The sequence below is a fragment of the Azospirillum terrae genome (assembly GCF_053470425.1).
This window is the reverse complement of record NZ_JBPXMR010000001.1, coordinates 475,005-491,514: the sequence shown is the minus strand read 5'-3', so window position 1 is coordinate 491,514 and position 16,510 is coordinate 475,005. Positions and strand designations below refer to the sequence as shown.

Annotated in this window: 16 protein-coding genes and 1 riboswitch; of the genes, 8 read left to right on the top strand and 8 right to left on the bottom strand. The window is 68.2% G+C overall.

The features are described 5' to 3' along the window. Nucleotides 1-16: 16 nt before the first annotated feature. From ACSVDD_RS02250 to ACSVDD_RS02240, 3 genes are read right to left on the bottom strand one after another with little or no spacing between them, the layout of a single operon-like run. On the bottom strand, nt 17-811 hold the full coding sequence (locus tag ACSVDD_RS02250; protein WP_448187659.1) for an FAD binding domain-containing protein: 795 nt from the start codon (nt 809-811) through the stop codon (nt 17-19). A 13-nt stretch (nt 812-824) separates the two neighbouring features. Then, the gene (locus tag ACSVDD_RS02245) at nt 825-3,215 is read right to left on the bottom strand and encodes a xanthine dehydrogenase family protein molybdopterin-binding subunit (protein WP_448187658.1); all 2,391 of its coding nucleotides are present in this window, start codon (nt 3,213-3,215) and stop codon (nt 825-827) included. Between the two features lie 34 nt (nt 3,216-3,249). Continuing rightward, entirely contained in the window at nt 3,250-3,750 is a 501-nt protein-coding gene (locus tag ACSVDD_RS02240; RefSeq protein WP_448187657.1) for a (2Fe-2S)-binding protein, read from the bottom strand. Nucleotides 3,751-3,981: 231 nt separating this feature from the next. Here ACSVDD_RS02240 and ACSVDD_RS02235 point away from each other — a divergent pair, with 231 nt between their 5' ends. The 4 genes from ACSVDD_RS02235 (at nt 3,982) to ACSVDD_RS02220 (ending at nt 8,953) form a co-directional block, all read left to right on the top strand. Beyond that, the gene (locus tag ACSVDD_RS02235; protein WP_448187656.1) at nt 3,982-4,923 is read left to right on the top strand and encodes a TAXI family TRAP transporter solute-binding subunit; all 942 of its coding nucleotides are present in this window, start codon (nt 3,982-3,984) and stop codon (nt 4,921-4,923) included. A gap of 22 nt (nt 4,924-4,945) precedes the next feature. Continuing rightward, on the top strand, nt 4,946-7,042 hold the full coding sequence (locus ACSVDD_RS02230; RefSeq protein ID WP_448187655.1) for a TRAP transporter permease: 2,097 nt from the start codon (nt 4,946-4,948) through the stop codon (nt 7,040-7,042). After that, the gene (locus ACSVDD_RS02225; RefSeq protein ID WP_448187654.1) at nt 7,039-7,422 is read left to right on the top strand and encodes a DUF1850 domain-containing protein; all 384 of its coding nucleotides are present in this window, start codon (nt 7,039-7,041) and stop codon (nt 7,420-7,422) included. Before ACSVDD_RS02230 ends, ACSVDD_RS02225 begins: the two co-directional genes overlap by 4 nt. A gap of 70 nt (nt 7,423-7,492) precedes the next feature. Then, a complete protein-coding gene (locus ACSVDD_RS02220) occupies nt 7,493-8,953 on the top strand; it encodes a sodium:proton antiporter (protein ID WP_448187653.1) in 1,461 nt (486 codons plus the stop codon). Between the two features lie 282 nt (nt 8,954-9,235). Here the strand turns inward: ACSVDD_RS02220 and ACSVDD_RS02215 are convergent, their stop codons facing one another. The 5 genes from ACSVDD_RS02215 to ACSVDD_RS02195 all read right to left on the bottom strand — a co-directional run bounded on the left by ACSVDD_RS02215 (nt 9,236) and on the right by ACSVDD_RS02195 (nt 13,456). Further along, nucleotides 9,236-10,054: a universal stress protein gene (locus ACSVDD_RS02215; RefSeq protein WP_448187652.1), complete on the bottom strand. Its 819-nt coding sequence runs from the start codon at nt 10,052-10,054 to the stop codon at nt 9,236-9,238. A gap of 74 nt (nt 10,055-10,128) precedes the next feature. Beyond that, nucleotides 10,129-11,070: an ABC transporter substrate-binding protein gene (locus tag ACSVDD_RS02210; protein WP_448187651.1), complete on the bottom strand. Its 942-nt coding sequence runs from the start codon at nt 11,068-11,070 to the stop codon at nt 10,129-10,131. Between the two features lie 4 nt (nt 11,071-11,074). Continuing rightward, complete coding sequence (locus ACSVDD_RS02205) at nt 11,075-11,836, bottom strand: ABC transporter permease (RefSeq protein ID WP_448187650.1); 762 nt, start codon at nt 11,834-11,836, stop codon at nt 11,075-11,077. Continuing rightward, entirely contained in the window at nt 11,833-12,594 is a 762-nt protein-coding gene (locus tag ACSVDD_RS02200) for an ABC transporter ATP-binding protein (protein ID WP_448187649.1), read from the bottom strand. Before ACSVDD_RS02200 ends, ACSVDD_RS02205 begins: the two co-directional genes overlap by 4 nt. Continuing rightward, a riboswitch (TPP riboswitch) is annotated at nt 12,587-12,694 on the bottom strand. It overlaps the preceding gene by 8 nt. A 6-nt stretch (nt 12,695-12,700) precedes the next feature. Beyond that, a complete protein-coding gene (locus ACSVDD_RS02195; RefSeq protein ID WP_448187648.1) occupies nt 12,701-13,456 on the bottom strand; it encodes a DUF1194 domain-containing protein in 756 nt (251 codons plus the stop codon). Between the two features lie 94 nt (nt 13,457-13,550). On the opposite strand from ACSVDD_RS02195, the gene ACSVDD_RS02190 reads away from it, so the two are divergent. The 4 genes from ACSVDD_RS02190 to ACSVDD_RS02175 all read left to right on the top strand — a co-directional run bounded on the left by ACSVDD_RS02190 (nt 13,551) and on the right by ACSVDD_RS02175 (nt 16,509). Next, complete coding sequence (locus tag ACSVDD_RS02190) at nt 13,551-14,660, top strand: acetoin utilization protein AcuC (protein WP_448187647.1); 1,110 nt, start codon at nt 13,551-13,553, stop codon at nt 14,658-14,660. 157 nt (nt 14,661-14,817) lie between these two features. Next, nucleotides 14,818-15,417, top strand: a complete 600-nt coding sequence (locus tag ACSVDD_RS02185) for a hypothetical protein (RefSeq protein ID WP_448187646.1) — start codon at nt 14,818-14,820, stop codon at nt 15,415-15,417. Further along, a complete protein-coding gene (locus ACSVDD_RS02180; protein WP_448187645.1) occupies nt 15,414-15,962 on the top strand; it encodes a hypothetical protein in 549 nt (182 codons plus the stop codon). The genes ACSVDD_RS02185 and ACSVDD_RS02180 overlap by 4 nt, the downstream gene beginning before the upstream one ends. A 70-nt stretch (nt 15,963-16,032) precedes the next feature. Next, on the top strand, nt 16,033-16,509 hold the full coding sequence (locus ACSVDD_RS02175) for a DUF192 domain-containing protein (protein ID WP_448187644.1): 477 nt from the start codon (nt 16,033-16,035) through the stop codon (nt 16,507-16,509). Nucleotide 16,510: the final 1 nt, after the last annotated feature.

Sequence of the window (16,510 nt, the reverse complement as noted above, 5' to 3'; positions counted from 1 at the left end):
GGAGGGTAAGTTTGTATTACCCGCACGCCTCCACCGCCCGCTTCGCCATGACGGTGACCAGATGCGCCCGGTATTCCGGGCTGGCGTGGATGTCGCCGTTGAGCCCTCGCGGGCTCACCGTCACCCCGTTCAGCGCGTCGGCGCGGAAATCCTTCGCCAGCGCCGCTTCCATATCCGGCACGCGGAACACGCTCGGCCCGGCGCCGGTCACGGCGACGCGCACCTCCGCCCCAAACTTCACCACGAAGACGCCGACCATGGCGTAGCGGCTGGCCGGGTTGCGGAACTTGGTGTAGGCGGCCTTGTCCGGCACCTGGAAGCGCACGCCGGTGATCAGTTCACCCTCGTCCAGCGCGGTTTCGAACATGCCGGTGAAGAAGTCGTCGCCCGCGATCTCGCGCTTGTCGGTCTTCACCGTGCCCTTCAGCGCAACCACCGCGGCGGGATAGTCCGCCGCCGGATCGGAATTGGCGATGGAGCCGCCCAGCGTGCCGAGCGCCCGCACCTGCCGGTCGCCGATGTGCACTGCCAAGTCGGCCAGCGCCGGGATGCGGCGCTTCACCACGTCGCTGGTCGCGACCTCGACATGCCGGGTGAAGGCGCCGATGAACAGACCGCCGGCCTCCTCGCGGATGCCTTTCAGCTCGGGCACCTGGCTGAGATCGATCAGCTCGGTCGGGCGGGCGAGGCGCTGTTTCAAGGTGGGGAGCAGCGTCTGCCCCCCGGCGAGGATCTTGCCGTCCTCGGCCTTGCCCAGCAGGGCGACGGCGTCGGCCAGGGATGTCGGGCGGCGGTACTCGAATGCGTACATGGGTCGTCCTCCCCTATTCCGCGGCCATGGCCGGGCGGGACTGGTTGATGGCGCGCCAGACGCGCTCGGGCGTCGCCGGCATGTCCAGGTGGGTGATGCCGTGCTCGGCCAGCGCGTCGATCACGGCGTTCATCACCGCCGCCGCCGCACCGATGGTGCCGGCCTCGCCGCAGCCCTTCACGCCCAGGGGGTTGTGCGTGCAGGGTGCGTCCTCGTGGTAGCTGACCTGGAACGACGGCACGTCGTCGGCGCGCGGCATGCAGTAGTCCATGTAGGAGCCGGTGACCAACTGCCCGGTTTCCTCATCGTACACGCAGTTCTCATAGAGCGCCTGCCCGATGCCCTGGGCGATGCCGCCGTGCACCTGCCCCTCGACGATCATCGGGTTGATGACGTGGCCGAAATCGTCCACGGCGGTGAAGGCGACCACCTCTGTGACGCCGGTGTCCGGGTCGATCTCGACCTCGCAGACGTGGCAGCCGTTGGGGTAGGTGAAGTTCTTCGGGTCGTAGAAGGCCTGCTCGTCCAGCCCCGGCTCCAACTCGTCCAGCGGATAGTTGTGCGGGATGTAGGCGGCCAGCGCGATGTCGCCGATGCCCACGCTCTTGTCGGTGCCGGCGACGGTGAAACGGCCGTCCTTCACTTCGATGTCGGTCTCGGCGGCCTCCATCAGATGGGCGGCGATCTTGCGGGCCTTGCGCTCGACCTTGTCCATCGCCTTGACCAGCGCCGAGCCGCCCACCGACAGCGAGCGCGAGCCGTAGGTGCCCATGCCGAACGGCACCTTGGCGGTGTCGCCGTGCACGATCTCGACGTTCTCGATGGGGATGCCGAAGCGTTGGGCAACGATCTGCGCGAAGGTCGTCTCGTGGCCCTGGCCGTGGCTGTGCGAGCCGGTGAACACGGTTACCGAGCCGGTGGGGTGGAAGCGCACCTCGGCCGATTCGTACAAGCCGGCGCGAGCGCCCAGAGCCCCCGCCACGTTGGACGGCGCGATGCCGCACGCCTCGATGTAGGTGGAAAAGCCGATGCCGCGCAGCTTGCCCCGCTTGGCCGAGTCCGCCTTGCGGGCGGCGAAGCCGGGATAGTCCGCGGCGGGCAGTGCCATGTCGAGGTTCTTGGCGAAGTCGCCGGTGTCGTACTGCAAGGCAACCGGCGTCTGGTAGGGCATGGCCTCGCGCGGCACGAAGTTGCGGCGGCGGATCTCCGCCTTGTCGATGCCCATCTCGCGCGCGGCGGTGTCCACCATGCGTTCGATCAGGTAGCACGCCTCCGGCCGCCCGGCGCCGCGGTAGGCGTCCACGGGCGCGGTGTTGGTGAACAGCGCCTTCACCTCGGCGTAGATTGCGGGCGTCTTGTACTGGCCGGCCAGCAGCGTGGCGTACAGGTAGGTCGGGATCGAGGTGGAGAAGGTGGACAGGTACGCCCCCATGTTCGCCAGCGTCGAGACCCGCAGCCCCAGGAAATGCCCGTCCTTGTCCAGCGCCAGTTCGGCGTGGGTGAGGTGGTCGCGGCCGTGCGCGTCCGACAGGAAGCTCTCCGCCCGCTCGGCGGTCCACTTAATCGGGCGGCCGACCTTCCGGGCGGCCCAGGTGACGATGGCCTCCTCGCCGTAGTGGAAGATCTTCGAGCCGAAGCCGCCGCCGACGTCCGGCGCCACCACGCGCAGCTTGTGTTCGGGGATGCCCAGCACGAAGGCGCCCATCAGCAGGCGGATGACGTGCGGGTTCTGCGAAGTGGTGGTCAGCGTGTAGTCGCCGGTCGCCGCGTCGTACTCGCTAAGCGCGGCGCGCGGCTCCATGGCGTTGGGGACGAGGCGGTTGTTGACGAGGTCGAGCTTGGTCACGTGCGCGGCCTGCGCGAAGGCCGCATCCACCGCCGCCGCTTCGCCCAGGTGCCAGTCGTAGCAGACGTTGCCGGGCACCTCGTCGTGCACCAGCGCGGCGTTCCCGTCCACCGCCTGGCGCAGCGAGACGACGGCCGGTAGATCCTCGTAATCCACCTCGATCAGCTCGGCCGCGTCCTTGGCCTGCTCGCGGGTTTCGGCGATGACCACGGCGACCGGATCGCCCACATAGCGGGCCTTGTCGCGGGCGATGGGGAAGTGCGGCGGCTCCTTCATGGGGGAGCCGTCCTTGGAATGGATCAGCCAGCCGCAGGGCAGGCTGTTGACGCTGTCGGCGGCCATGTCGGCGCCGGTGAACACCGCCACCACCCCCGGCGCGCTCAGCGCCGCCGACGCGTCGATCCCGCGGATGCGCGCGTGGGCGTGCGGCGAGCGCAGGAGGTGCAGGTGAGTCTGGTTCGGCCGGTTTATGTCCTCGGTGTAGGTGCCGCGCCCGGTCAGGAAGCGCTGGTCCTCGCGGCGGCGCACGGAGGCGCCGATTCCGGTGGGGTTCGCCATCGCACAACTCCTCCCATGATGCCCTTTTTCTTTGCTATTCGGCCGCGGCCTTGACCGGGCTGTCGCCACGCATCGCCTCGGCCCCCGCCAGCACCGCCTTGACTATGTTATGGTAGCCGGTGCAGCGGCAGATGTTGCCGTCTAGACCCTCACGGACGTCCGACTCGGTGGGGCTCGGGTTGTGGGCGACGAGGTCCACCGCGCTCATCACCATGCCCGGCGTGCAGAATCCGCATTGCAGGCCGTGGTGCTCGCGGAACGCCGCCTGCATAGGGTGCAGCGTGCCGTCGGCCGCCGCCAGCCCCTCGATGGTGGTGACGGCGGCGCCATCGGCCTGGACCGCCAGCATGGTGCAGGACTTGACGGACTGGCCGTCGAGATGGACGACGCAGGCGCCGCACTGGCTGGTGTCGCAGCCCACGTGCGTGCCGGTCAATCCGAGATGCTCGCGCAGGAAGTGGACGAGCAGGGTGCGCTCCTCGACTTCACGGGTGACCGCCTTGCCGTTGACGGTCATCGTAACGGTGCAGGACATGCCTGAAATCCCTCCCTCTGGTGCGGACTGGTGCCCGCGGCCCTGGCCGGGCCTTTGCGCAAGGATAGGGTGTCTCAACCGGTTGAGGTCAAGCCACCGTATGGGGTACGCCCAAGGCAACCACTTGCGGTCATCCACACTGGCGAAGCGCGCGGGCGCAGTCTACATTCGATCCAGCGAACATCGCCGTTGCAAACAACGCGAACAAAAAACCTTGAGGGAGGTCGCGCAATGAAGCGCTTTGCTGCCGCGCTCGGAATCTGTCTGGCTGTCGCCGCCCCGGCGCGGGCCGATGAATTCATCACTGTCCTGACCGGTGGCTCCAGCGGTGTGTACTACCCGCTGGGCGTGGCGCTGAACGGCATCTATTCCAAAGCGATTTCCAGCGCCAAGGTGACCGTACAGGCGACCAAGGCGTCGGTGGAGAACCTGAACCTGCTGCAAGCCGGCCGGGGCGAGGTCGCCTTCACGCTGGGCGATTCGCTCTCCGACGCCTGGAAGGGCCGCGAGGAGGCGGGCTTCAAGGCCAAGCTGACCAAGCTGCGCACCGTCGCTGGCATCTACCCCAACTACATCCAGATCGTCGCCGCCAAGGATTCGGGCATCAAGACGCTGGCCGACCTCAAGGGCAAGCGCATCTCGGTGGGCGCGCCGAAGTCGGGAACGGAGCTGAACGCCCGCGCCATCTTCACCGCCGCCGGCATGACCTACGCCGACTTCGCCAAGACCGAGTATCTGCCGTTCGCCGAGTCCGTGGACTTGATGAAGAACCGCCAGCTCGACGCGACGTTGATCTCAGCCGGCCTCGGCGTGGCGGCGGTGAAGGACCTCGCCACCTCGCAAGAGGTCACCGTCGTCTCGGTCCCGGCCGACATCGTTCAGAAGATCGGCGACCCGGCCTATATCACTGAGACCGTGCCCGCCAACACCTACAACGGCCAGACCGAGCCGGTGACCACCGCGGCGGTGCGCAACTTCCTGGTCACCCACTCCGGCGTCCCGGCGGACAGCGTCTACGCCATGACCAAGGCGATTTACGACAACCTCGACCAGCTCACCTCCGCGCACGCCGCCGCCAAGCAGATCAAGCTGGACGCCGACGCCGCCAAGTCGCCGGTGCCGCTGCACCCCGGCGCCGAGAAATTCTACAAGGAAAAGGGGCTGCTGAAGTAAGCCGCGCGCCGCAGGGTCTCCCATGACCGCACATCAAGGCGAGCCGGACGCCAAACTCCGCCAGATCCTCGATCGCGAGAACCCCTCCACCGTCGTCGCCTTCGAGGGCGGGACGGGCAAGGTGGTGTTCCTCATCGCGGTCCTCTTCTCCATCTTCCAGGTGTGGACGGCGGCCTTCAACCCGCTGTCCAGCCTCGTCGTGCGCTCGATCCACGTCGGCTTCCTGCTGCTGATGACCTACACGCTGTTCGGCTTCCGGCAGGAGGAGCGGCGCACCATCCCCTGGTACGACTGGATGCTGGGCCTGCTTGGCTTCGTGCTCGGCCTGTACCACTGGTGGTTCGAGGCCGACCTGATCCTGCGCTCGGGCGACCCCGACACCATCGACTTGGTGGTGGGCGCCATCGAGGTGGGGCTGGTTGTGGAGGCGGCGCGGCGCATCATGGGGCCGACGCTGCCGATCATGTGCGTCGTCTTCATTCCCTACGCGCTGTTCGGCCGTTATCTGCCCTTCGGTCTGGGGCACCGCGGCTACGACATCGATCAGGTGATCGACAACCTGTTCCTGTCCACCGAGGGCATCTACGGCACGCCGACCTTCGTGTCGGCGACCTACATCTTCCTGTTCATCCTGTTCGGCTCGTTCCTCGAACGGGCCGGCATGGTGCAGCTGTTCAACGACGTCTCGCTGGGCCTCGTCGGCCACACCAAAGGCGGGCCGGCCAAGGTGGCGGTGATCTCCTCGGGCTTCATGGGGATGATCAACGGCTCGGGCATCGCCAACGTGCTGACCACCGGGCAGTTCACCATCCCGTTGATGATGCGCTTCGGTTACCGCCCGGCCTTCGCCGGCGCCGTGGAGGCGACCGCCAGCATGGGCGGGCAGATCATGCCGCCGGTCATGGGGGCCGCGGCCTTCATCATGGCGGAAACCATCGGCGTACCCTATTCCGAGGTGGCGCTGGCCGCCGCAATCCCCGCCGTCCTGTACTTCGCCAGCGCCTTCTGGATGGTCCATCTGGAAGCCGGCATGTACAACCTCGTCGGCATGCCGCGCTCTCAGTTGCCGAGCGTCAAGCGGGCGCTGATCGAGGGCTGGTACCTGATCCTGCCGCTGGGGGCCCTGGTTTACCTGCTGTTCTCGGGCTTCACGCCGCTGTTCGCCGGGGTCATCGGCATCGCCGCGACGACCGCGCTGATCCTCGGCACCAAACTGGTTGGCGAGATGCGGTCCTTCGTGCTCCGTGTCGTCTTTTGGGTGGTCGTCGGCGCCGTGGCGGCCGGGCTGTGGAACCTGGGCTGGCGCACCGAGCACATGGCGTTTGCCGTCGTCGCGCTGATGGCGGCGGCTTGCCTGATGTTCCGCGGCGGGCGCGAAACGCTGGGCCTGCTGGTGCAGAGCCTCGCGGACGGCGCCAAGAACGCCATCGGCGTCGGCATCGCCTGCGCGCTGGTGGGGGTGCTGATCGGCATGCTCCAACTCACCGGATTGGCGTCGAGCGTCGCGGGCATGGTGGTCGAGATGTCCAACGGCAACCTGCTGGCGGCGCTGGTGCTGACCATGATCGCCTGCGTCGTGCTGGGCACGGGGCTGCCGACCACGGCGACCTACATCGTCATGGCGGCGATCACCGCGCCGGGCCTGAAGCTGATGGGCGTGCCGCTGATCGTCTCGCACATGTTCGTCTTCTACTTCGGCATCATGGCGGACCTTACCCCGCCGGTGGCCCTGGCGGCGCTGGCGGCCTCGTCCATCTGCCGGGCCGATCACATGGAAATCGGCTGGATAGCGACGCGCATCGCCATTGCCGGCTACGTGGTGCCGTTCATGGCGGTGTACGACCCGGCATTGATGCTGCAAACCGACAGCTGGACGGCCGTGGTCTACGTCGTCGTCAAGGCGTGCCTGGCCATCGGACTGTGGGGAGGGGGAACCATCGGTTTCTTCCTGACTCCGCTCAATTGGATCGAGCGGGCCGTGGCGGTGACGGCAGCCTTCCTGTTCGTCCTCGCGGTGCCGTGGACCGACGAAGTCGGCTTTGCCATCACCATCGCCTTCATCGCGTGGCAGCGCTGGAAGCAGAAGGCGGCGGGGCCCGTGGTGCGCCCGGCGCCATGAGCGCACTGTGTCTGGCGCTCGCCGGGGCTGCGGCGGTCCTGGCGAGCGTCCCGGCGCAGAGCTTCACCCTCTCCTGGACCCATTCGGTCGAGCGCACGGAGTGGCGCGAAGAGTGGCGGATCACCGGGAACCGCCTCGTGCTGGAGACCGCCCGCGTCAAGGGCGGCGGTGCCGGTGTCGAGCCGCCGCCCGATGCCCGCGTCGAGGCGGGCTGGATCGTCTGGCACCCAAGCCTGCCACCACAGGAGCGGGTGGTGCTCGCCGCCTCGACGCACACCGCCGACCACCGGCTGTGTGTGGACGGCACCTGCCGGCCGCTGCACGACTGGCTGGGCGGTGGCACGACCGACGGACCGGTCGAGTTGCGGCCTTGTCCGTAGGCGTTTCCGGCTTGGCTTGCGCTTACCCCGCCCGCATACTGCGGCCTCCCACCGGACAATTTTCCAGACGATGACCGACGTTCCGCACCGCCGCGCCCTCCGCTTCCGAATCCTTCCGGCACTGAGCGTCCTTGCCGTTCTGGCGCTGCCGGCGCTGGCCTTCGCCATGGAGGGCGAGACCGCCGGGCTGCCGCACCTCGATGGGCGCGATCTGGGGCCGCTTTGGGTGGTGCCGTTCGTCGGCGTGTTGCTGTCCATCGCGATCCTGCCGCTGGCGGCACCGCTGATCTGGCACCACCATTTCGGCAAGATCGTCGCTGCCTGGACCCTCGCGTTCCTCATCCCGTTCGCCGGCCGCTACGGCCTGGGGCACACGGTGCACGAGTTGCTGCACACAGCCCTCTTGGAGTACGTGCCCTTCATCGTGCTGCTGACCGCGCTGTTCACCGTGGCCGGCGGCGTACGGCTGAAAGGGGCGCTGGTCGGCACGCCGCTCGCCAACACGCTGGGGCTGGCGCTGGGCACCGTGCTGGCGAGCCTCATGGGCACGACGGGTGCATCCATGCTGCTGATCCGGCCGCTGCTGCGCGCCAACGACCAGCGACGCCACAAGGTGCACACCGTCGTCTTCTTCATCTTCCTGGTCGCCAACATCGGCGGCTCGCTGACGCCACTGGGCGACCCGCCGCTGTTCCTGGGCTTCCTGAAGGGCGTGGACTTCTTCTGGCCGACGCTGCACCTGCTGGGGCCGATGGCCTTCGCCTCGGCAATCCTGCTGCTGGTCTATTTCGTCACCGACTGGGTGCTCTACGCCCGCGAGGGCGGCACGGAGCCGCTGGCGGAGGAGTTCAAGGAGCCGGTGGGCATCGAGGGCAAGGTGAACTTCGCCCTGCTGGCCGCCATCGTCGGCGCGGTGCTGTTGAGCGGCGTCTGGCATCCCGGCGGCGGGCTGGCCATTTTGACCGTCACCGTGCCATGGGAGAGCATCGTCAGCCAGGCGCTGCTGCTGCTCATCACGTGGCTGTCATGGACGCTCACCGCGGCCGAGAGCCGGCGGATGAACGCCTTCACCTGGGGGCCGATGGTCGAGGTGGCGAAGCTGTTCGCGGCGATCTTCCTGACGATGATCCCGGCCATCGCCATCCTGCGCGCCGGCACCGAGGGCTCGCTGGGCGCGGTCATCGCCGCGGTCAACCACAACGGCCAGCCGATTCCGGGAGCGTATTTCTGGGCGGCCGGCATCCTGTCGAGCTTCCTCGACAACGCGCCGACCTACGTCATCTTCTTCAACACGGCGGGCGGCGACGCCGTGCACCTGATGGGCGAGCGGGCGCTCACGCTGACCGCCATCTCGGCCGGCGCGGTGTTCATGGGCGCCAACAGCTACATCGGCAACGCGCCCAACTTCATGGTCAAGGCCATCGCCGAGGAACGCGGCGTCGCCATGCCGAGCTTCTTCGGCTACATGGCGTGGTCGGTGGGGATTCTGGTCCCGCTGTTCGGGCTGGTGACGGTGGTGTTCTTCCGGTAGGGCGTGCTGGCGCAACAACGGTTTGCGTGCTGGTTCAAACAGTGCGCTTGCTCTTGCCTGCAATTTGCCATAGGATGAATGTCCTTACCGGGCGAGGTGCATCCGGGTGCTGCTGAACGAATGGAACATCCCTCTGCACAGTGTTCCATAGCGTTCCATAGCGTTCCATAGTGTTCCATCCAGCGCCGCCGGCCCAAGGCAAGTTGTTGATTTTCAAAGAAACCCACGAACCGCCGCAAAACGCCGATGAAACACCGGCGGTCGCGAATGAAACATGGCGTTTCAATGCGCCATCAGCGCCGGCACGTGCATGTGCTGAAGTACGGTGCGGGTGGCACCGCCCAGCACAAGTTCGCGGAAGCGCGAGTGCCCATAGGCCCCCATCACCAGCATGTCGGCGCCGACATCGCGCACGCAGGTCAGAATCACCTCGCCCACATCGCCGTTGGCGATGTTCGACTGGTGCCACGTGCGCACGCCGTGCCGCTCCAGGTACACCATGACGTCGCGCGCGGTGTCGGTGGTGTGGCCCGGCGGGTCGACCGTCAGCACCGTCACCTTCTCCGCCGCCTGGAGGAGGGGCATGGATTCGCGCACCGCCCGCACCGACTCGCGGGTGTTCTTCCAGGCCAGCATGACGTGGCGGCCGAAGCTCTCCGGCATCCCGTCGTAGGGCAGCACCAGCGTGGCGCAGGCGGCCTGCAAGGGCAGGCGGTCGGGGACGTGCAGCAGCACGCGGTCCTCGATGTGCGCCGGGTGCGACTGTGTGACGATGGCGAGGTCGGCGTAGGCCGCCCGCGCCGCCAGCAACTCGACGTGGTCGCCCTCGTCCACCGTCCAGGAGTAGGAACAGTCCTTGAGCGCCTGGCGCGCCTCCTGCTCGACCTGCACGGCCTTTTCGCGGGCAATCGCCGTCGCCTCGGCGATGTAGCCGTAGGATGCGGCTCGGCCGGTCGCGGCGGCCGGCATCGACACCGGGGTCGCGATGTACAGCACCTCGACGAACGCGTCGAAGCGCTTTGCCAGCGAAACGGCCACCTCCAGACGGGCGGAGTGGCGGTCGTCGTTCGCCATGTGCAGCAGGATGGTCTTGATGGTCATCGGTTCGCTCGCGTTGGCCAGCCCCGGCGGGCTCCTCTCTAGGTAACGCCCGCCGAGGCCGAATGGCAACGGGGCTACTTCAGCGTAACCGCATAGGCGTCCGCCGGCAGCGCCTGCTTGATCAGCCCGCGCGCCTTGAGGAACTCGGCGAAGCGGGCGTAGCGCGCCGCGTCCAGCGCCGCCGGGCTGTGCGAGAAGCGCGGCAGCGTGTCGGCCCAGGCGCGGCGGTTCAACTCGTCGTTCAGCTCCGGCCGGTCCTTGGTGAAGGCGGCGTGCGCCTCCTCCGGGTGGTTGAGGATGTAGAGCGTGGCGCGCTCGACGGCCGCCAGGAACTTCGGGAAGCGCGGGTCGGCCGCCTGCGCCTTGTTGGCGACCAGGATCAGCTCGTCGTAGGCCGGCACGCCCTCCTCCTCGGGGTAGAAGGCGCGGCCGGGGTGCTTCTCGATGGCCATCTGGTTGAGTTCGAAGTTGCGGAAGGCGCCGATCACCGCGTCGACCTGACCGGACAGCAGCGACGGCGACAGCGAGAAATTCACGTTGACCAGAGTCACGTCCTTGATGCTCAAGCCCGCCTTTTCCAGCATGGCGCCGAGCAGCGCGTCCTCGAACCCGCCGACCGAGAAGCCGACCTTGCGGCCCTTCAGGTCCTTCACCGACTTAACCGGCCCATCCGCCAGCACCACCAGTGAATTGAGCGGAGTCGAGACCAGCGTGCCGACGCGCACCAGCGGCAGCCCTTCGCCGACCTGCACCTGAAGCTGCGGCTGGTAGGACACCGCCAACTCGGCCTTGCCGGCGGCCACCAGCTTGGGCGGGTCGTTGGGGTCGGCGGGGGCAATCAGCGTCACTTCAAGGCCGGCCTCCTTGAAGAAGCCCTTCTCCTGCGCCACCACCAGCGGCGCGTGGTCGGGGTTGAGGAACCAGTCGAGCAGCACGGTCAGCTTGTCCTGCGCCACGGCGGGCAGGGAGGTCAGCAGCCCGGCGGCCAGCGCCGCGGCGGCGAACGGGAACTTCATCGGCTCAGTCCTTTTCATCGAAAGCATGGGAATCGGGAAGCCACGGCAGCGCGCGCTTCAGCAGCGCGTCCGTGACCGTGTAAAGCGCTACCGCGAACGCGCCGAGCACGAACAGGGCGGCGAAGAGGAGGTCAACCTGCATGCGCGCGTTGGCGTGCAGCATCAGATAGCCGAGGCCGGCGGACGAGCCCACCCACTCGCCGATCACCGCGCCGATGGGCGCCACCGCGGCGGCGACGCGCACGCCCGACGCCAGTGCGGGCAGGGCGGCCGGCAAACGGATGTGCCACAGCGTCGATGCGCCCGACGCGCCCATGGTGCGGGCGAGGTCGAGCCAGCCCGGCTCGGTCCGCCGCAGTCCGTCGAACAGCGCGGTGGTCACCGGGAAGTAGATGACCAGGGTCGCCATGGCGATCTTGGACACCATGCCGTAGCCGAGCCACAGCACCAGCAGCGGCGCCAGCGCGAACACCGGGATGGCCTGACTGACCACCAGCAACGGCATCAGCCAGCGCCGCGCCCCGCGCACGCTGGCCAGCAGGATGGCGCTGGCACCGCCCAGAACGACGCCCAGCGCAAGGCCTGTCAGGATCTCGGCCAGGGTCGTCGCCGCGTGCTGCATCAGCAGGCCGGCGTTGCGCTGCATGGCGTCGGCGACGGCCAGCGGGCTCGGCAGGATGTAGCGCGGCAGCCCGGTCGCCCACACCAGCGCCTGCCATGCCGCCAGCAGCACGGCCAACGTGACGAGGGCCCGCAACGCCCTCATGACGCCAGCCTCCGCAGCAGCTCGCCCTGCATCGCCAGCACCGCCGGGTCGTCCGGGGCGCGGGGCGGCGGGCCGGGCGGCTCCAGGGCCGGGCCGATGCGGGCCGGAGCGCCGCTCATGACGTGCACGCGGTGACCGAGGCGCAGCGCCTCCAGCGGGTCGTGGGTGACCAGCAGCACCGTGCGCCCGGCCAGCAATTCCGCCGCCAACTCCTGCAAGCGCAGCCGGGTGATGGCGTCGAGCGCCGAGAACGGTTCGTCCATCAGCACCACCGGGCGCCGCTCCATCAGCGTGCGGGCCAGCGCCACGCGCTGGCGCTGACCACCGGACAGCGCCGCCGGCCGGTCGCCCTCGCGCCCGCCCAGCCCGACACGCTTCAGCAGGCCGCGTGCCTCGTCCAGCAGGGCCGGCGTGCGCCGCTCGCCGCGCAGCTTGGCGCCCAGCAACACGTTGCCGAGCACGCTCAACCACGGCAGCAGCAAATCCTGCTGCGCCATGTAGGCGACACGGCCGGCCAGCGGTTGGCCGTCACCGGCGGTCACGGTGGTGGGCGGCTCCGGTTCGGCCAAGCCGGCGATCATGCGCAGCAGGGTCGTCTTGCCGACGCCGCTCGGCCCGAGCAGCCCGGTCACCGCCGCCGGTTCCAGGCGCAGGTTCAGGTCTTCGAACAGCGGAGCGCCGCCGTAGGTCAGGCGCGCCGCGGCGATGGTGACGGAAGTGGGGGCCGGGGTTTCGCCCGGCTGAACGATGGCGTGCATGGCTCACTGGTCCCTACGCCGGTGCGAACCGGATCAGGTTCCAGGGGTCGTCCCGATCATAGGACCTCTCAGCCGACAGCCGGCTCCCCCCAGTGAATGGCGTGAACTATGGCAACTCGTTGCAGTGCGGGCAAGCGGCGTGCTCGGTCGACGGGTCCGTGCCGGCTATTTCCAGCAGCAGCTTGGTGAGGATCGCCTGCGCGAAGGCGTCGAAACCGTCCGCCACGACGATGAAGGCGCCGGGGCCGCCGATCACGTTGTTGCGGTAGTACTGGTCCAGGTCGCGCGGCGGCTCGCCGCCCCACGGGTTCGGGCGGTCGTTGACGATGGGCAGGCCATTGATGGTGATGCCCTTGGCGACCAAAGCGTCGCGCACGGGAAGCAGCGGCGGGCCGCTGTTGTTGGGGCCGTCGCCGGACACGTCGATCACCCGCCGCGTGCCCTCGTAAGCGCTGCCTTCGAACAGGCCGGATGCGGCGGTCAGCGCCATGCTGATCGATGTCCAGCGCTCCCGCCCGATGCCGGCTTCCGCAAGCCGGTCGGCGAAGGCGGCGATGGCGTCGCGGCTGTCGAGCAGGGTCCAGCCGATCACCGTCTGTTGGTAATGGTCGCCGGCCCACTCCATGTAGACCACGGCAATGCGGCCGTAGGGGCCGGAGCGGATGGCGTCGATGACCTTGGGGTTGAGGAACGCCTGGACGTAGCCGCGGCGCTGCAACTCCGCCTCGTCCGGGTCGATGCTGCCGGAAACGTCGATCGCCAGCACCAGTTCCAGGTCCACCGGCACGCCGCCGGCCACCGCCCGGCCTGGCGGTGCCAGGATCAGGAGCAAGAGCAGCGCGGCGAGTGTGCGAAGCAGCATCGGCATGCCCAACAAGAAAGGGCGCCGTTCGGCAGCGGCAAGGGCAGGGCGTGTGCGTTGACGGACGCGCCGCGGCGGCCCACCTCTACGGGGCATGGCACGACGTCCGCTTTTCCTTGGCAGCGAGGTCTATCGCGGGTCGAGTTACGGCCCGAAGCACCCGCTTGCCATCCCGCGCGTCTCGACGACCTTCGACCTCAGCCGGGCGATGGGCTGGCTGGACATGGAGTCCTACATCGAAACCCCACCGGCCACGCCGGACGCGCTGGCGCGCTTCCACCACCGCGACTACATCGCAGCCCTGGCCCGCGCCGAGGCAGAGCAACGCGTCGATGCCGATACGGCGGCACGCCACAACCTCGGCAAGTTGGAGAACCCCATCTTCCCGGAGATGTACCGGCGTCCGGCCACCGGCGCCGGGGCGGGCATCCAGGCGGCACGCCTGCTGCTGGAGGAGCCCGGCATCGTCTACAGCCCGGCCAGCGGCACCCACCATGCTCGGCCCGGCCGGGCCAGCGGGTTCTGCTATCTGAACGCGCCGGTGCTGGCGATCCTGGAACTGCTCGATGCCGGTGTGGAGCGCGTCTATTACGTCGATCTCGATGCCCACCACGGCGACGGCGTCGAGGAGGCGTTCGCCGGCGACGACCGGGTGCTGACGCTGTCCGTGCACGAGCGCGGGCGCTGGCCCTTCACCGGCAGCGCGGAGGAGCGCGCCGGAGCGAATGTACGCAACCTGCCGGTGCCCAAGGGGTTCAACGACAGCGAACTGGACCATTTGGTGGAAACGGCGATCCTGCCACTTGGCCACCGGTTCCGGCCTGAGGTGGTTGTGGTGCAGAGCGGCGCCGACGCCTTGGCCGACGATCCGTTGAGCAAGCTGGAACTGTCCAACGGTGCGCTCTGGCGGGCCGTGGGGGCGCTGGTCGGGCTGGCACCGCGGGTGCTGGTGGTGGGCGGCGGCGGGTACAACCCGTGGTCGGTCGGGCGTTGCTGGGCCGGCATTTGGGCGGTGCTGAACGGGTTCGACCCCATGGCGCCTCCGACGCACGCCGCGGAGTCCGTGCTGCGCGCCCTGACCTGGCACCGTGGCGCCGGTCGCAACCCGCCGGAGCACTGGTTCACCACGCTGGTCGACGTGCCGCGGCCGGGACCCGTGCGCGAGGAAGTGCGCCGTGTCGCCTCTCTGACACTGGAGCCATAATGTCGTATTCCAAAAATGACATTCGATTATTCACTGAACAGTCCGAAATCGCAGCGCAGCGAGTTGACCTTGATTAAATATCGGCATTATCTTCCGTGAAGTGCACAAATGCGTCACGCTATGGTGCGGGACTTTGACGGAGCGCGCGGTCCGGGATATGTCGAACACGACCCTGCTTTTGATCGCCATTGCCGCGATCATGCTGGCGGCGCTCCCGGTGGCCGCGATGATGAAGGATTTCCTGCCGGGCATGCTGGAACGCACGGCTGGCCTCGAGCAGATCGAAAACCGCATTTACGTCCTGCATTCTGAAGCGCACGACCTGCAGGACCGCGTCAACGCCTCGGTGGCGCGGCGCAACCAGCAATCCTCCGAGAAGCACCGGCTGGAAAGCGATATCCGCAAGATGGAGAAGGCCATCACCGATCTGGCCGACCAGCCGCCGCTGTTCGTGCACGAGGTGGGCGAACCGGCGGCCCACGCGTCCAAATACACGGTGAACATATCGCGCGAGGCGGCGGCGGCGCAGGCCCGCGCCAACGGCGAGCGGGCGCAGGCCAACCCGATCTGGCGCTACAACAACGTGGCCGAGGTGTGGGCGACCAGCTTCGAGGACGCCAAGCAGCTGGTCGAGACCGCGTTCCCCTTCAAGCTCGGCTTCCAGAAAAGCTTCCAAAAGGGCGGCAGCGCGTCCGAAAAGATGGTCGCCGAAGCGCAGGCGAGAGCGCAGGCGGAAGCCAAGGCGGCCTCGCAATGATGCTGAATTTCCTGATCGTCCTGATCATCATCGCGCTGGCCGCGTGGCTGGGCAACACGCTGATGGCGCTGGAGGCCATCGTCGGGCAGTCGCGCAACCGCGTGAAGGCGGCGCGCGAGTCGATCTCCAAACTGGAATCCACCCTCAAGCGCCTCCAGCGCGAGGAGGAAAACGCCAACAAGGAAACCGACGGCCTGTTGAACGAGATGATGGCGTTGCGCAAGAAGCAGGCCGAGGTGCAGCAGAAACTGAGCGAGGAACAGGGCAAACGCCGTCCGCGCCTGCTGATCCTCAGCGACCGCCGCAATCCCGGCGACAAGGAGTGGCTGGTGAGCGTGTCCAACGCCCAGATCCGCGAAGTGGACGCCAGCCACCCCCTGGCTGCGGAGTGGGCGCGCGGTCGCGAGTATCTGGTGTGGGCGGAGACCGACCGCGACGCCTCCGAACGCGCGCTGCGCCGCTTCAGCGCGCGGCCGGGCTATGCGATCCGCAGCGTGACCCCGGTGAAGGAAGACCTGTACCCGAGCGGCCGGAAGACGTCGTAAGGCGCTGGACAGCGCGGCGCCGCGCGGGCAAGGTCGCCCGCACTGGATTCCCCTGGAATGGTTCCTAACGATGATCGGACGCCTCTTGAGCCGCTTCGTCCTCTGCTTCTCCGTCTTCCTGGCTGCGGCGCCCGGACCGGCGAACGCGCTGGAGCAGTTCCAGCGCTCCTCGCTGACGGTGGAGACGGCGGCCGGCGGGCGCTTCCGCTTCGACATCGAGGTGGCGCTGACGCCCGGCCAGCAGGCGCAGGGCCTGATGTTCCGCGAGAAGATGGAACCGGACGCCGGCATGCTGTTCATATACGATCAGGTGCAGCCGGCGGCGTTCTGGATGAAGAACACGCTGATCCCGCTCGACATGCTGTTCATCGCCGCGGATGGGCGAATCGTGAACATCCACGAGCGCGCCGTGCCGCAGTCGCTGGACGCCATCCGCTCCGCCGCACCGGTGAAGGCGATCCTGGAGATCAACGGCGGCATGAGCGCCCGCCTCGGCATCCGTCCCGGCGATCGGGTGGTGCATCCATCGGTCGGCGGCACCAAATAGG

Excerpts from the sequence above, each read along its gene's own strand:
- ACSVDD_RS02190 (WP_448187647.1), top strand. The coding sequence starts at position 13,551 with ATGGCACGACGTCCGCTTTTCCTTGGCAGCGAGGTCTATCGCGGGTCG.
- ACSVDD_RS02215 (WP_448187652.1), bottom strand. The coding sequence starts at position 10,054 with ATGACCATCAAGACCATCCTGCTGCACATGGCGAACGACGACCGCCAC.
- ACSVDD_RS02210 (WP_448187651.1), bottom strand. The coding sequence starts at position 11,070 with ATGAAGTTCCCGTTCGCCGCCGCGGCGCTGGCCGCCGGGCTGCTGACC.
- ACSVDD_RS02240 (WP_448187657.1), bottom strand. The coding sequence starts at position 3,750 with ATGTCCTGCACCGTTACGATGACCGTCAACGGCAAGGCGGTCACCCGT.
- ACSVDD_RS02175 (WP_448187644.1), top strand. The coding sequence starts at position 16,033 with ATGATCGGACGCCTCTTGAGCCGCTTCGTCCTCTGCTTCTCCGTCTTC.
- ACSVDD_RS02180 (WP_448187645.1), top strand. The coding sequence starts at position 15,414 with ATGATGCTGAATTTCCTGATCGTCCTGATCATCATCGCGCTGGCCGCG.
- ACSVDD_RS02195 (WP_448187648.1), bottom strand. The coding sequence starts at position 13,456 with ATGCTGCTTCGCACACTCGCCGCGCTGCTCTTGCTCCTGATCCTGGCA.
- ACSVDD_RS02185 (WP_448187646.1), top strand. The coding sequence starts at position 14,818 with ATGTCGAACACGACCCTGCTTTTGATCGCCATTGCCGCGATCATGCTG.
- ACSVDD_RS02235 (WP_448187656.1), top strand. The coding sequence starts at position 3,982 with ATGAAGCGCTTTGCTGCCGCGCTCGGAATCTGTCTGGCTGTCGCCGCC.
- ACSVDD_RS02245 (WP_448187658.1), bottom strand. The coding sequence starts at position 3,215 with ATGGCGAACCCCACCGGAATCGGCGCCTCCGTGCGCCGCCGCGAGGAC.
- ACSVDD_RS02250 (WP_448187659.1), bottom strand. The coding sequence starts at position 811 with ATGTACGCATTCGAGTACCGCCGCCCGACATCCCTGGCCGACGCCGTC.
- ACSVDD_RS02220 (WP_448187653.1), top strand. The coding sequence starts at position 7,493 with ATGACCGACGTTCCGCACCGCCGCGCCCTCCGCTTCCGAATCCTTCCG.
- ACSVDD_RS02225 (WP_448187654.1), top strand. The coding sequence starts at position 7,039 with ATGAGCGCACTGTGTCTGGCGCTCGCCGGGGCTGCGGCGGTCCTGGCG.
- ACSVDD_RS02230 (WP_448187655.1), top strand. The coding sequence starts at position 4,946 with ATGACCGCACATCAAGGCGAGCCGGACGCCAAACTCCGCCAGATCCTC.
- ACSVDD_RS02205 (WP_448187650.1), bottom strand. The coding sequence starts at position 11,836 with ATGAGGGCGTTGCGGGCCCTCGTCACGTTGGCCGTGCTGCTGGCGGCA.
- ACSVDD_RS02200 (WP_448187649.1), bottom strand. The coding sequence starts at position 12,594 with ATGCACGCCATCGTTCAGCCGGGCGAAACCCCGGCCCCCACTTCCGTC.